Origin of the sequence: Reyranella soli, assembly GCF_007992495.1 — a bacterium.
Taxonomy (GTDB): Bacteria; Pseudomonadota; Alphaproteobacteria; order Reyranellales; family Reyranellaceae; genus Reyranella; species Reyranella soli.
Map to the genome: position 1 here is coordinate 22,997 of NZ_BKAJ01000141.1, position 13,534 is coordinate 36,530.

Annotated in this window: 8 protein-coding genes and 2 pseudogenes; 5 read left to right on the forward strand and 5 right to left on the reverse strand. The window is 60.4% G+C overall.

The window, feature by feature from the left end; translation table 11 throughout:
• Positions 1-262: 262 nt before the first annotated feature.
• Positions 263-604 carry a Rap1a/Tai family immunity protein gene (locus RSO01_RS50035; RefSeq protein WP_373867973.1) on the reverse strand — a complete coding sequence of 114 codons (342 nt, stop codon included), beginning with the start codon at positions 602-604 and terminating at the stop codon, positions 263-265.
• Positions 605-1,348: 744 nt separating this feature from the next.
• On the opposite strand from RSO01_RS50035, the gene RSO01_RS34840 reads away from it, so the two are divergent.
• A complete protein-coding gene (locus tag RSO01_RS34840; RefSeq protein WP_147155213.1) occupies positions 1,349-1,720 on the forward strand; it encodes a hypothetical protein in 372 nt (123 codons plus the stop codon).
• Positions 1,721-2,266: 546 nt separating this feature from the next.
• Here the strand turns inward: RSO01_RS34840 and RSO01_RS49145 are convergent.
• Positions 2,267-2,581: pseudogene (locus RSO01_RS49145) on the reverse strand (transposase domain-containing protein); the annotation flags it as partial.
• Positions 2,582-2,635: 54 nt separating this feature from the next.
• A complete protein-coding gene (tnpB, locus tag RSO01_RS34850; RefSeq protein WP_246159021.1) occupies positions 2,636-2,965 on the reverse strand; it encodes an IS66 family insertion sequence element accessory protein TnpB in 330 nt (109 codons plus the stop codon).
• Between the two features lie 928 nt (positions 2,966-3,893).
• Between tnpB and RSO01_RS49150 the strand changes: the two are divergent.
• Positions 3,894-4,376 (forward strand): annotated as a pseudogene (locus tag RSO01_RS49150) (transposase domain-containing protein); the annotation flags it as partial.
• On the opposite strand, the gene RSO01_RS34855 reads toward RSO01_RS49150, so the two are convergent.
• A complete protein-coding gene (locus tag RSO01_RS34855; protein ID WP_170303586.1) occupies positions 4,340-5,158 on the reverse strand; it encodes a Crp/Fnr family transcriptional regulator in 819 nt (272 codons plus the stop codon). The pseudogene RSO01_RS49150 and the gene RSO01_RS34855 sit on opposite strands and share 37 nt — an antisense overlap.
• A 3,019-nt stretch (positions 5,159-8,177) precedes the next feature.
• Between RSO01_RS34855 and RSO01_RS34860 the strand changes: the two genes are divergently transcribed.
• The 3 genes from RSO01_RS34860 to RSO01_RS49585 all read left to right on the forward strand — a co-directional run bounded on the left by RSO01_RS34860 (position 8,178) and on the right by RSO01_RS49585 (position 9,730).
• Entirely contained in the window at positions 8,178-8,663 is a 486-nt protein-coding gene (locus RSO01_RS34860; RefSeq protein WP_147155216.1) for a hypothetical protein, read from the forward strand.
• 455 nt (positions 8,664-9,118) lie between these two features.
• Positions 9,119-9,265 carry a hypothetical protein gene (locus RSO01_RS47780; RefSeq protein ID WP_170303587.1) on the forward strand — a complete coding sequence of 49 codons (147 nt, stop codon included), beginning with the start codon at positions 9,119-9,121 and terminating at the stop codon, positions 9,263-9,265.
• Between the two features lie 336 nt (positions 9,266-9,601).
• Positions 9,602-9,730 carry a hypothetical protein gene (locus RSO01_RS49585; RefSeq protein ID WP_281291574.1) on the forward strand — a complete coding sequence of 43 codons (129 nt, stop codon included), beginning with the start codon at positions 9,602-9,604 and terminating at the stop codon, positions 9,728-9,730.
• A 3,037-nt stretch (positions 9,731-12,767) separates the two neighbouring features.
• On the opposite strand, the gene RSO01_RS34865 is transcribed toward RSO01_RS49585, so the two are convergent.
• On the reverse strand, positions 12,768-13,052 hold the full coding sequence (locus RSO01_RS34865; RefSeq protein ID WP_147155217.1) for a hypothetical protein: 285 nt from the start codon (positions 13,050-13,052) through the stop codon (positions 12,768-12,770).
• Positions 13,053-13,534: the final 482 nt, after the last annotated feature.

Below are 13,534 nucleotides of genomic sequence, written 5' to 3' on the forward strand. Positions count from 1 at the left end.
ACCGCTCGTTTAACCTCTTATCCTTGCACGGCGCTCACAGGCCAGAAAGACGCCACGCATTTGCGTTGCTAGTGCCGAGGTCTCAGCCTTCGGCTCTGCAATGAAGAGCATGCAGGCGCTACAGCAAGGAAGTGCTGCAATGAACGGCTGCCGATTGCCAGCCACTCTCGCCTCTGAATTGCACATCCAGAATATCCGCCCTGATCTGGCCGCGGCCGCCGCCCGTTCACCCAACAGAAAGACGTCGAGAGACTGAGTATTCCTACTTGCAAGGCCACGCCTGTCTCATCGCAGCTATCGCCAATTGCCGAAAGTCCTCATCCAGATGCGATAGGCTACTTTCGAGGTAGGCTACAACGACTTGGACTGCCTCTCCCGCAGTGACATCATTAGGAAAACAGAACTGATGGCGTGGCAGGAGTAACGGGCCTACTCCGACAAGGGCGCTTACTGCTCCAACGCAATAGGTTGCACTCGCTACCTCTCTATCAGTGCGCGGCCCTCGGACCACCAATTGACATCTGGCTAAGTAATCATACCCACTTTGACCACCATAGTCGTTGCCCGATCCACACGCTAATAGTGCCAACGACATGCCTAGCATCGAAAGAATGCGAATCTTGCCCCGCACAGTATGCCCCCCGAAAGTCTGCCAAATCTTACCGCGTGGGGGGCACCATGAAGCAGCGTCGACGCATACAGCAGGAGCGGATCTGAGTTCTTTCGAGGTACCGCCACGGCGAAGCGGCCGCTAGCAGGCCCGGCTAGGTCGACCAGGCGCATGCGTCGAATCCTGCGATCACGCGGCAGGCAATCCTTCAGCGCCGATGGCGCATAGTTGCCCATCAGTTGCTCCAGAGGCGAACGTTTGTTCTTCGCCAAGCGCAATACGATTGCGATATTCCCAGTGATGCGCTCCCTGTCGGTCCGCCGACCTCAGATGATGCGCGGACAAAGGACGCTACTGGGGTTCGTGAGGACGGCGCCACAGCCACGGTTAGTCACAGCCGATCGATTTCATATTTTCAGTGTTGTCACAAGTTGGGTAATACAGTCGGCAGCGAGAAGTAAATCTCGATTTGCCGTCCCACACAGCCCACCCGAAGGCCACAGCCCGACGGTCCCAAACATCAGCCGCAGGCTTTCCACAGTTGGGCGGGCTGCGGTTGCCTTCGTGGAAGCGACACCGCCAATGTATTAAGCCCAGCTACCCCCTCTTAGATACGCGGTACCCTCCTTTTCTAACACCGCCGCGTTAGAGGCTTGCTACTAGTCGTGACCCGTACGATTCCCCAACGGGACTAGCTTCCAGCCTTTCATCACCACCGGCGCGGGCGAGGTCGATTGCATGGCCAGAATGGATTGGGAGGATTTCCAGCGAGACCATCACCGTCCACACCTCTTGGTCGTGAGCGTAGAACCGACGACAGCACCCGAGCTTCCCGTGGTGAAGGCGGATGTCGAACGGCTTGCCGTGCGATTGGGGGCGATTGGGAATTACGCCATCAAAGCAGAGGGCATCACAGTCTATGCCGCGTTTGAAGACAACGGCGACGCGGAACGATTTGCAGAGGTGTTCAGGCCCAAGCAGATTACCCGTGAATCGGAATGGGCCTCGAAGGCCTGGGCGCGGATGGATGGCGCCGCTCTCCAAAGAATCGCGGACATTCTCGGAGGCGTACGGCTGACAACCAAAAGGCGAAGATTTTCGCCGCGCTAGCTTCCATCGGGCCGCGCTACTCGCGCGACGCAATCTGGAGGTGAGAGCCACGAGCGGCTGGGCGTCGAATACAAATTAGTCCCGCCCGCTCCATTCGCACCAGCACCCTTCCAGCCGTCATCGGGTACCATTGCTGGCCGTTTCGGAGGGTTGGTACGCCTCGACGATTTAGTTCCCGAGCTACCGCGTTGTAGCTCATGAATCCTTCCGCCCAGATGTCCCGAATGACGGTTGCCAATGCCCGTGCGCGCAGATTAGCGGCGACCGTATGGGACAGGGCGCCCCGCCTTTGGCCCCGCCGACGTAGCACTCCGGTGGTGGGGATGGGAAATCTCATTGTAGCCACACAATTTTGCATTTGCGAATCCGATGATGGAACAACCGGTGGTTCCCAATTGCATCACGGTGGGACTTCAACAACTTCGCTTTATGGGTTGTTCCAAGAAATTTCGGATATCTGCACCGACTGCTGAAGGGATTGCCGTAGCAGGACCCATGGCAGTGACAAATCAGCCGCTTAAGTGGGTCAAGCGTAATCGTCGTTCTCTCCACATCGACCACCGTCTCGATGCGCGGCAGATGCGTCGGCAGCTCGCCGCGGTTGGTCCGCCGGCGGGCGGCTCGCACCTTGCGCTCGGCCAGGTTCTTCTGCTCAGCCTCGGCCTTGTCCGCTGCCTGCTCGGCATCCTCCAGCGCAAGCTGAAGCTGGTCCTCCGGCAAGCTCTCCGCCCGCCGGCCGAAGCGATGACGCTGGAACTCGCGGATGATCTGGCGCAGCCGCTCGCTCTCAAGCTGCTCGGCGATCAGCATCGCCTTGAGCAGGCCGGGGTCATCGGGCAGGGCATCGACTTGCGCGCTCACAAGCGCAGTGGATCACAGGCATTCGCAGCTTGCGACCGTTTTGCGCCAGCCGAGTCAACTCGCCGCTGTCGGCACTGCTATCCGTCGCGGCTCATGCACACGCCGCCAGTCGAGCCCCTCCAGCAAGGCCTGTAGCTCGGCCGCGCTCAACCGCATGATCGCATCCGCTACACCGGGCCAGCGGAACTTGCCGTCCTCCAACCGCTTGCTCACCAGCACCATGCCCGTGCCGTCCCAGAAGATCAGCTTCACCCGGTCGGCCCGCTTGGCCCGGAACACATAGACCGCTCCACAGAACGGGTCCGATCCCATGGCCTCACGCACCAGCGCCGCCAGTCCCTCCATGCCTTTGCGGAAGTCGACCGGCTTGGTCGCCACCAACACCCGAACCCCGGCGGGAACTCTGCCTAGTCGAAGCCAGCGTTTCGCTCAGCCCTCGGTCAGCCGTCCAGATCCGGGATGGCGCTTGCGTCTGGGCGTTGTGCTAAGTGCCGGTTCGCTTGGAGCAAAGGGGATCCCCCAAGCACTCATTGCACCAACCCCAAGGGGACAGGTCGACGAGGTTGCCGTGGCCGATCATGACGCCGTGATACGGGGCCGCCGCGCGAAGTAGTCTTGGGTTGAGATCGCATCGCCTGTGGGTAAAACTCTGCTGGAGCTCAGCCTTAGCCTCCAGCGGTGCAGGAGAATGTTAACAATTACTTGGTTCTCGTAGTGCTCTCGGGCATGGGCTGCTTAGTGGCGAACGGTATGCTGGCCCACGCCGCAGACACTCCCGCGCTTCCCTCGAATGAGACTGGCAGTTCGAGGGCAGTCGAAATGCGTCCCGCTCCCGTTCCCCTTGTGAGAAAGGTCACTGCGACTTCTCGGCCTGCGCCATCGACGGGAGAACCGCCGCATCGGCCCGCCGCTGCTACGATAGAACCCGTAGGAGGCCAGGACATGGCCGGCCCATTGGCGGGCAATGCGCTTGCCGGCGGGGCGGCGAAGGCGGTAGTCGAGGCCGACGGTTACAAACGCGTCGTTGTGCTGGGGCCAGGTCCCAGTGGCACGTGGCGAGTGAAGGGCCACCGGGGGCACACGGAAGTGCTACTGACCGTTGACGAGGCGGGCAGCGTGACCTTGGACTGAATAGCTGCTCAGGGCATGGAGACTGTCTAACAATAGAAACCGTCCGCTACGCAAGTACTGGAAGGAAACGCAGAACATTGGACGCTGGGAGCATCGGACTACGGGGGGGGCGATGGTGACTACGACCGAGAACTGAGCACACGAGGACACGTCTTCTGGCTTCTTGGTGGATGTAGCGGCGATCGCCGCGGAGGTGCTGACGCATTGCAGCCCTCTACAAGACCGAGGACGAGATCTACAGCCAACCTGGTGCAATCCGCCCGGAAAGCAGCCTGTCCCTGGTCGCCGCTCTCGAACCTTGGCTGGGCAACAAGCTTTAGTTGGCCAGAAGACCAAGCTTGCCGCCGCAATTCGCTATGCCCCGTCACGCCGGCAAAGGACTGTGCCTGTTCCTCGACGATGGTCGTGACGAGATCGTCGAACTGACAAGCCGCCCACTTGCGCTCACCGCAAGACGCTCTGTTCGCCGAGTCCGATGGCGGCGCCGAGCACTGCGCGGTGATCGGCTCACTAATCGAGACCTGCAAGCTGATCGCCGTCGAACCATGTCGTTAGCTTGTTGCCGCCATCAAACAGGATCGTAGAAGGACATCCTCAGAACCGCATCGATGAACTGCCGCCTTGGGCTTATCCTGTCACGACCCAGCTCAAGCCTGTAGCCTGAGAACGACGCTTGTGCTCTATCTTGACCTGCCAGTGTGAAAGCAGCTGCGGCATATTGAGATAGTTGCCGTCGAAATTGGCCAAATCGACGAGCCGTTCTCGGTCCACCACTTTGATGGTGCGCCCCCCTTTCGACAGGATATTCAGCCGGCGAAGCTCCTGGAAGGTGCGATTGATGTGGACGATCGACAGGCCCGCCGCATCCGCCAGGTCCATCTGGGTCAGCGGAATGGTTGCGCTGTTGATGCCGACCGCTTCCCGCCGGGCCAGCTGCTCGCACAGGAGATGGGCGACGCGCTGAAGCGCTGGCTGTCGACCAACGTTGAGCAATCTTTTGCGGAATATGCTGGCCTCGAGCATGCTGGCCCGCCACAAGGCCAGGCCCAGTGAGGGATATTGCGCGATCAGCTGCTCGAGGTCTTTGTGTTCGATGATGCCGAGCGAGCAGTCCGTCAGAGCCGTTACAGCGACTTCATTGTTGGTTTCCGGCAACACGTGCTGGTGAAGATCACAGAAGTCCCCAGAATACTGAAATGCATAGATCTGCCGGTTGCCGTCCGGCGGCCGCTCATACAAGCAGGCGACCCCCTCCAGCAGAAGCGTTGAATGTCTCGCCGACCTGCCGGGGGCTATAATGTCTTCGCCTCGGCGGGTGCCCGCTCTCACCTTGATGCGATTGAGAACGGCATCCAATTCCGTGTCGCTGTCCACGCCCAGACTTCTGAGCTTCTGAATCAGAGGATCAAAGAGCTGTCGCCCCGATCGGTTCAGCAAACTGATCATGTACGTTCCCAAGTAGTCCCACCGAACGAACAGCGTTAGCGTGTCGCGCATTGTCGAGACGTGCATTCCCGATCCCCGCCGGCACTATTGCCGCCCTGGCTGACGATCATGCTGATGATGCTGTCGAGGCCCGCGGCGCTGCCGCGCAAACTTCAGTTTACGCGAGGCCGATCCGGTGGCCGAAAGCGGCCCGGACACTTGCCGGCGCGCAACCCCTTATTGTCCTGATTGAAGCAAGCCCGCGGTCGTGCAGAGACACGATACCGCAACGCGCCTATCAGGCGCGGTTGTACATCGCTCATTTACGACTCCCAGCTAAAGCGCTGGCGATAGCTTGAGCAGTACCCCTACCGCTCAACGTCCAACGCTTCCCACACAACACGCTCTCTATACGACAGACGCCGAGATAATTGTCTGCACAATGCAGCCACCTTTGGTGGCGAGATGTCGCAGAGACTTCTTGCATTCACAGCTTGCAGTCGCCTTCTGCTCACAGCTCGTGGTCCCGCAAGATGTGTTGAAAAGCATGGGCCAACCGGATCTAGCGCCGAACAAGCGCACCGAGATATGCGCTTTTGATCCTTCGCGAGCACTTCCCGAGTATTTGCGTTAATTCCCAGGCACGCCCACTTCAGAAGGTCCGGTTCCACACCCGGGCTCTTCGCTTTTGGAGCTTCCGACGGTTTGGCTAGCGCAAAACGCGCTGGCGCGTCATGGGTCACGCCGCATCTCCTGTCGTTGCGCGCCAGGCGCTAGACTAGAGAAGCGGTGACAGAGCCACCAACAGCCACGGCGCTACCGTCAAGTAGTGCAATTGGTGCAACTCAAATGGTTTGTCCGCTGGACTAAGCACTTCCTCTTGAGCCAGCAGCCGATGGGCTCATCAACAGGGCTCAGCGTCCCATAAGCAGGAATTTCGAAGCTGTTCTTCACAGGCGCATTTGGGCAGCTCACTGAAGAGTGAGCGGCGCTGGCAAGAACCCGACATAGACATGACCCAACTTAGCGTGTGCTAATTCGCCGAGCCTGTCATCCTGGGCGCACTACCGGCCGACGACGCTACTACTGCCGCGAACTACATTCGCGACCTGTGGCCGGAAACCAAGATCGTTCTTCTCTTCGAGCGTGCGTCATCGACTGACTATCAGAATTGGCAGGCATCGGAGATCGATGGATGCATTCCATTGTCCGTGTCGCCTGGTGCTCTTATCGGCATTCTTCAACAGATTCTCAAAGGAAATCTTAAGCTTCTAGTACAGGAGGCCGCGTCGGTGATCGCCTTACCCTCCGTTCAGCTACCGAGCGCACAAGTTGTGACGCATGGAGGGGTACAGAGTAGTGCCTTATGCGTCGCCGCGATTGCCATTTCGGCGATCTTCTTGGGATTTGGCCTCCGGACGGCGGCGTACCTGGGTTGGGTGGATCAACATCGAACCGGCCAATGGATTCTGGACAGATATCAATCCGGACTTCAGTTTGGCATCGCTCAAGCGCATCCTATGCGCGCGAGAAGTCGTGCTTCTGCGCGACTTACAACGGACGCAACCGGCGAAGGCCGCGTGTGATGAGGTGCCGAAGCGTTTGGTGTCGGAAGCTCTTAGGCCAGCGGCGTAGCGTGTGTCCTTGAGAGGCGGACCACGACCGACGGAAGGGCAACGGTGGTACCGCCAAAGCGGTACTCGGTTGGCAGAAATTCCTCTTCCCGCGGTGCAGCAACATGGGGCACGGTGAAAGCGTGTGGCGGAGAGGTGCTGGCCGATCAGCTATGCGCCTCTGAGTGGGAGTGTGGAGCGGTGCGGTGAAACCGTACCGCTCCTACCCAACAAAGGGTGGAGCGCCATTCAGGTCTCGCGGCTCCTGGCCTGCCCCTCACTTGTCCTCGGGGACAAGGGAGCCGGTCTAGGTCCAGCTGTTTGTCGCGACCCTCTTTTACGGTCCGAAAAAAGTTGTGCTCCAGTTGCTCCCGACTGCAAAGCAATTCCGGCGTCATGTTTCTTCAGTTCGGCCGTCAGTGCCCTGGCAGGCTCTCTCTTAAGATTGAACGGCCGTCCCGCGCCCTGGTCATGTTCCGAGGTCTAACAAGACATCAACCGGTCACGAATGCCCGCCAGCTTGCCGCCGTTGCTCCCGTGCGTCTGAGCCTCCCCCAAGGTGGTGAATGCCGCATGAGAAGCGTAGCGCCGTCCGGAACCCAAGCCGGGCGGCGCTTCCGTTGATGTCCCTCGAAGGCTGCACGCCGCGGCTGCGCGCGCCGCGCTGACTATGCTGGCACTCGATTGTGGGATCGTGAGCGGAGGCGCCTCGGCGCTTTTCCCCTACGATTGACCGATGGCGACCAACCGGACCACTCGCGCTATAAGATTGTGCCGATTGGCAGCTAATAAACCGGCTTCGCGCTACGTTGACGGAGTCATCCGCCGCCAAGCCCGTACACGCTGTCGCTCGCCGCCTATGTCGGCGCCTGCGCGCCAGTGTCGACGCAAATGTCATCGCCCAGGTCCATCGCCGTTCGGGTGCGGCCGTCCCGCGGAGAGCGCTTAGCCGTCTTCGCGACGGCAGGCCGCGGGGCGCCATCGAAGATCCATTAGCGGCAGATCGGCCGACACGGGTTCTTTGGTGGTACTGCACGCAGATGTGGCCTTGCTGCCAGACAGCGCCGACGCCCCACAGCTAGGCTCGATCAGCCGCGCGCCAGATCCTGCCAGATCTGTTTTGCGGTTAGGCTCGGGAGAGACTTCAGCCCTCCCGGGCCGCCCCCGGGTCTCCACCGAGCGTGAGCGGCCGGAACGGCCGTTGACGGGCTCTTCCTTCAAGTTGGTTCCGCTCCGTTCGGCCTACACTGACGTGTCCTTGCCTCTGTTCGGCCCACACTTGCGGAGCGGCAAGATTCTCCGCAGCCCGAGTGGTCTGAACAAGAGTCAGCTTCTATCTCGGGATAGAGCGGTGCAAATGTAGCCTCTCGGCGAGCCTTTGGCCTCGATCCCTCCCATTACCGTCTCTCAGAAAAGCGGGAAAACACATGCCTGAATACCTGGATGAGTATCTGCAACACATGGCTCAATACCTGCAACGCGTGCCCGATTACCTCCCTGAGAACTGGATCATTATCGGTGCACTGCTTGGCATACTGCTACTCGCGTTTCTCTCTTGGGTGGTTAGCCGGTCCAGACTCATTAGGCTGCGCGAGGCAGCCACGTACGTCATCGGTGAAACCGATCGCCGGGTAGGGTTATGGCTGCAGTTGCACCCAGAACTAGCAGCGGAACCGGGTTCCTTGGGCCGGCAAGGGCCGCTAGGGACAAGTGACCTCGTCGTAGTCGTTGAGGAAAGTGGTTCGAAGGAGCTTAACAGCCGTCTCGTGACAGTCACGCAAGTCATGGTCTCTGTCGCTATACTGGGCGCGGCTCTCTATGTGATCTTCTTTGAACAGTACGCCTCGAGCGACACCACGTGGGCCTATGGCATTGTCGGGACCGTCGTCGGCTATTGGCTAAAGGGAAAGTAAGCTCACGGACCTCGGCTTCGTATATCTCCCAACAAGCCGCTCAGAACGCCTCCCTAGCGCAGCTCGACGAATCCCAAGCCTCATCGTCAGCGGCCCCTCGTGTCGTGGACCGGGACTTATCCGGGGTAGCCTAGATCTGCTGCACTAGCCGTGGTGAGGAACGACCGATCGGCCGCAGTAATGGATCAAGCCGCAGCTCGCGCGACTGGTAGACGAGGCGCCGGCGGGCGTCGGCTGGGTTGCACGAGATCAAGTACGACGGCTATCGGATGCACGCCCGAATCGACGGCGGCAAGACGGTACTGCTCACGCGCATGGCCTGGACTGGTCACATCGCTACCGGCGCACGGTAGGGGCGCTACAGCGGCTGCCCGTTAAGTCTGCCCATCTCGACGCCGAGCTGTGCGCTCTCAATGCCGAGGGTGTGCCGGTGTTCAACCGGGCTCTGGGCCGCCATGGACGAGGGCCGCACCGATCAGCTCGTCTTCTTCGCCTTCGATCTCCCGCTTGCCAAGCCCCCGCCGTCCGACGGCCGATTCGGCTTCCCGCTGAATCTGCCGCGCGTGCACTGGGTGCGCGCCCCGAGGTCGCTATGGAAGTGAACCTATGTGACGTGGACCGCTGACAATCTGTCGCGGCGTCGTATCAGGCGCGACGGAAGGACAAGCCAGCGCGGAAGTTGGTGCGGTCTATTTCCCATCCTCAGGGCGCCCGAGGGCTATTGAAGCGGCGCGCGTTGGCACTGCTGCGCACTCAGGGGCTCAACGTCACGTCAATGTTCGGTGTTATATTGCATATGGGGAGTACGACAACGCTCATAAACAACCGGGACCGGGTATCGTCTGGGCCGAGGGCCCGACCTTGGGTCGTATGCAGTCCGTTCTGCCCATCACGCCCTTACACGCGTCGAGCCAGCCACCGCACGGACGAAACGACCGATGCCAGACGATGACGCGGCCATCCTTGAAGCAGTGCTGAGCGAAATCGACGCCTTGCTACGCCGCAGCCTTGAAGAGAGCCAATTGGAAGTACCCCGCTTGATCATAGCCGTGACGAAGGACGGCTAGGCCGTCCTGCGCCGCAACGTCGGCGCCGATATGCTTCGGTCAATCGGCGAGGACATTATCGAAATCGCCGACGAGATCGCGCGCGAGCCGACGGAAGACCATACGATGCATTGAACCAAAGGGAGCTTGACCTCTGTTAAGCGGCTCGGTGACGCTACCCCCATGAGCAAAACGAAAATCCTTTGGACCTCGAAGTATTGGCGCGGGTGGGCCGAAGATGCGCGGACGAAAGCCGCCGAGACCAAGGATTTTGATGCCAAGGCGGCTCCTGAGCAGAAAGCCGCGACGTATCAACACTTGGCCGAGGGCCAGACTTCAAAAAGATGCCCCACCAAGCCGCCGAAGCCTCGCTGCCTCAGCGGCCTGGACCGACACCCTGCAACAGCATTAAGTCGTCGTCACTCTCGACGAAGGCGACACGGATGTGCTTTCCACGTCGGAACTATTGGTTAGCCTGGGCTCGGGATTGGAGCTGGACCGTGCAAGCACGCTTTCCCTCATCGGTGTCGTCATGGCTCTTTACCTCGTACGCAAGAGCTCCGAACTGCTTTGTCTGGACGTCCGGGTAGAGGTGGACGACCAGGGTGCATTGTCCGTCTCGATAGCGCCAGCGTTTACCGGGGGGACGGTCCTCCTCGCTGGTTGGCGCGCCGAGCATGGCGCGTAGCTCCGTCTCGCTTTTGCCGACAAGTGAGAGCGCCGGACTGCCAGTAGCGGCGGGGCGTACCGGCGGTTCGTCAGAAGCCACCTTAGTGGTGGGTCCTCCCGGCCGTTCGTCCGTAGCCGCCGTAGCGGCGACCGCGGCTGTCTCGGCGGTCGATGCGGGGGGCGTCGAGGTTAGCCGCGGCGAGGTCACGCTCTTTGCCGACTGGGATTTCTGCGCCGATGGCTGGTACGAGGTTAATTTTAGCCAGTCGTCGCGCATGTTTCGTGACGCCTCGCAGCCGGTCAGGAGTAACAGCCCGACCCCAACGGTTTGCGTCACTAGGCTCCTGATCGTCATTCCCTGACCCGCCCTCAGATACAGAACAGCATAAAAAGCGCCGCTAATCGCTATCTTCAACAGAATTACCGCCTTCCAGCCCTAGGCTGTCGCTGTCGATCGTCGTGAACTGGCGGGCAGCGCCGGAGCCGAAGAATCTCAGGCCGCGGGGCCGCAGCTCACGCGCCGGCTCCGCGCGATGCTCCCGCAACTGCGTGCAGAGCGGCCCCACATAGGGGCTATACCTATGCGGGGCCTAACCATCACTCCCTTGGTTTGGGTGTAGAGAGCGAGGCTGCCGTAGAGTAGCCCCCACACGCACAATCTACGGTTGGGTTCAAAAGGGCTACCAACAATGAACCCGAGACCTCACTTACGCGGCGATGCCGTAGTAGGCGTGACGAATCAGTCTGCTGTTGGGCGCCAACGCCAGAACAGAAAGGAATGTTGAACTTGAATTTCCCCAGAAGAAAAGATCTAGGAAACTATGGCCTACTCAACGAAGGGCACTTGAGCGGCAAAGCTGTAATATGTACGGCGCATCTTATGTTGTTGCAGAACCCAAAAGCAGTTCTCAGTACCAGCGATTGGGTACCGTACCTTTGTTTGGTCCGCGACTGGTGCATGAAGCAGGAGTTCGACGGAGTGCGCTATTATTGGCATTCGGGCTTCAACGCAGAAGATATCGGCGGCGGCGCTTATACTGGTCGGATGAATTAGCTGCTGGGCGACCTAAGCACTCGTGAAGCCCCACCCCCCGTGGGTAAGGAACGGCTCTAGCAGGCGATGTCCTTCTACCAAGTCACCTTGGGCGGGGGATTACGTGGTCGCAGGCTTTTGAAGACTGCAAGGCAGTGCTCGGCCGCGGCGGGCCCTGTCGCGGTCAAGCTGCAAGATAGCCACGGCTACGCAGGCCAACGCCAGCAAAGCCAACATTGCCTTTCAGGCCCAGATGATCGCGAAGCTGGATCGGGGTGGCCACGATGTGCGGGCGGCAAGGATGTTCTTGAGGCGCCTCAAAGCGCAGCGCGCCGAGTTTGTTGCCGAAAGGGACCTGGCAAGCCCCACCTCCAGCTGACCCATCGTTGATGAGCTGAGGCCCTGGCCGACAGCGGTTGAACCGTCGCGGTCCCGGTCTAGAGCAGCAACTGCGACACCGGCAAGTAGGGCTACCAAGAAATGAAACGTTGCCATCTCGCGGAGCCATCACCGTACTCTACTTCTCGAAGTGGCCTAAATTTGAACTCCTCGCCGAGCGTCGGTGCGGCACTGATACCGGCTTCAACCACGGCCTTGATATCAGATTAAACTCGCATTTGCGATAGCGAATCAAAAAATACAAATAGTACACTGAAAATAGACATTTTATTCTAAATCGAACTCATGATGTCAGCGGCCCATTGCTAAACACAAAAAGTTGATGCCCCGCGTGATCTGGGCCGGCCGCGCAAACGCATAAGATGCCGCGAGTAGCGGTCGCTGGCTCAAGGGTACTGCTGCTCTTGGGTGTGGGACTTTAATGGGCAGGGAAGCTGGCGATCGTGAGGTCGTCGGACCTTCCCCAACCAAGGGCACAATGAAACCCAAGGAAATCTATCGGCGCGTCGCAGGCCTGTGCGAGCGCGCCGCAGCTACCGCTATTTTTCCCGAAACGAAGGCCGGGACGTCGGCCGCTGCTGTCGTGTGGCGCCGACTGGCCAACGCCGTCAGGCCGGCGGAAAGAGCGGGATCAAATGTCCTGGCGGACGAGGTCGCCGTCATGGAAGACTTGGCGGCTCGCTCGTTCGCCGCGTTGTCGATCGTACCTTCCGCCGGGTCGACGGGTTACGAAGCCAGGAGACCGGCAAGACACCCCGGAGTAAATGCAGGCGTCCAGCGGCCCCCTTGGGGTTGTTGCTAGTCTAGCTAGGGAATCTGGGGGATCCCCTTTGCTCCAAGAGAAGCGCCGCTTACCACAAAGTCCAGCAGTACGGCACCGCTGGCACGGAGAGCGCCTTCACGAGCGGCCGGCACGTCCACCTTAAATGCCTACCATGATCACAATCGCCCGAGCCCCTACCCGACTCGCACCTTCGCCCAGGCCGGGAAGTGGAACAGCAGGTAGCCGGCTTCCTCGCACAAGCTGGCAATCGAGAAATGTTCGCCGGCGGCGGCAAGGCGGCGACGGCAGTCCGATCGCACCGCACTGCGCAGTGGCGCCGGCCAGCGAGGCGCGATGGCGCAGCCTGGCCGCCGTATCGTCGACGACGGCGGCATGTCCGCATTGCTAGCGGTGACCGCCAGTTCCAGGCCGGCGGGCTCAGGGTCGGCGAAGGTGCGCGGAGGTACCGTCGTAGTCATTGCCGCTGGTGCTGGTCGTCAGCCAGCGTCCCGTCTGGCTCGATCCTATCGACTGCATGGGGGGGCGCTCGACGTGGCTGAGTTGATGCGAGGCACGGTCAAAGGTAGATCGGCAACCTCGGCGCCGCAGGCCGAGCATCTCCAAGTCTTTTGCTTGCGCATCGCGCTTAACTTGGCGACGACAGGGGCATCCTTCCATAGGCTGTTGATAATTCAATTCTGCTCGCGATGGCTGTGAGTTGAGGGCCAATATTGAGGCTCGGGGTCGACGGGCGGCGTCTGGACAGTCAACGGCGGCTGACCGGCGCTACGAAGCCTCCATGCCCCGGACGATACCGACGTCCGCCTCGCCGCCGCGACGGCGTTCGTGGCTGTGCTGTTCGACCTAATCCGCGGCTCGCCACAGGCTTGGCGCCAGGCCGATGCTGTCGCAGATCCGCCAGCATCGTCGGCCAGCGGATTGAGCAGGCGATGGATCAAAA

Bases quoted from the DNA above. Each gene is read 5' to 3' on its own strand.
- RSO01_RS50035 (WP_373867973.1), bottom strand. From the start codon at position 604: ATGCTAGGCATGTCGTTGGCACTATTAGCGTGTGGATCGGGCAACGAC.
- RSO01_RS34840 (WP_147155213.1), top strand. From the start codon at position 1,349: ATGGCCAGAATGGATTGGGAGGATTTCCAGCGAGACCATCACCGTCCA.
- RSO01_RS34855 (WP_170303586.1), bottom strand. From the start codon at position 5,158: ATGATCAGTTTGCTGAACCGATCGGGGCGACAGCTCTTTGATCCTCTG.
- RSO01_RS34860 (WP_147155216.1), top strand. From the start codon at position 8,178: ATGCCTGAATACCTGGATGAGTATCTGCAACACATGGCTCAATACCTG.
- RSO01_RS47780 (WP_170303587.1), top strand. From the start codon at position 9,119: ATGGACGAGGGCCGCACCGATCAGCTCGTCTTCTTCGCCTTCGATCTC.
- RSO01_RS49585 (WP_281291574.1), top strand. From the start codon at position 9,602: ATGCCAGACGATGACGCGGCCATCCTTGAAGCAGTGCTGAGCGAAATC.
- RSO01_RS34865 (WP_147155217.1), bottom strand. From the start codon at position 13,052: ATGACTACGACGGTACCTCCGCGCACCTTCGCCGACCCTGAGCCCGCC.